The 774-nt window shown below is 35.4% G+C and carries 1 protein-coding gene and 1 pseudogene; both read left to right on the forward strand.

Translation table 11 applies throughout. The features are described 5' to 3' along the window. A pseudogene (locus tag AC27IT_RS27735) lies at positions 1–200 on the forward strand (copper homeostasis protein CutC); the annotation flags it as partial. 262 nt (positions 201–462) lie between these two features. After that, on the forward strand, positions 463–774 hold a 312-nt coding region (locus tag AC27IT_RS27740), incomplete at its 3' end, for an aminotransferase class III-fold pyridoxal phosphate-dependent enzyme (RefSeq protein ID WP_487092254.1).

Here is a 774-nt window from a genome sequence, read left to right on the forward strand (position 1 = left end):
TAAGAAGAATGAAAGATAAAGATATTATTTTAATCGGGACAAAAGGGCTGAAGCCTGAAAATCTTCAAGCGTTCTTATCCGTTACTCCCGTGAAAGAAATTCGTATTGGTTCAGGGGTTCGAGTAAATTGTCAGTATACGAAACCGCTTGACCCAAGGAGTGTAAAAGCTGCAAAAGAGACGATGAATAAACAAAAGTAACAGAAGTGCTACAAGAAATTGTAGCACTTTTTTATTTGGAAATAGAAAGGGACTTATTACATAGTTTTCCCTAATTGGAAAACAACATAAAACTCTTTTAACCCTTGATACATAAGAGAAATACTGCGTTTTTCCGACTGTAGAGTGAAATAGGAATAATTTCATATTTTCAGAATAATTATTGACAGTGATAATCATTATCATTTATTGTTGTAATTGTTAATGAAAATCATTATCAATCGAACAAACAGGAGGATATGATATGTCAACGTCAACGAAACAACTTACATCAAACGAAATGCTGCTTGCTATGCAAAATGAACGAGAATCCAATGCAAGATCTTATCCTAGACGCCTTCCTATTGCGATTAAACAGGCAAAAGGCGCCGTGATCACGGATATGGATGGAAAAGAGTATATTGATTGTTTAGCCGGAGCCGGCACACTTGCTCTTGGTCATAACCATCACGTAGTTCATGAAGCAATTCAAGACGTTTTAGCAAAATCTATTCCTTTACATACATTAGATTTAACAACGCCTGTAAAAGAAGCTTTTATCGATGAAGTGTTCGCT

Source organism: Brevibacillus sp. YAE8, assembly GCF_057543335.1.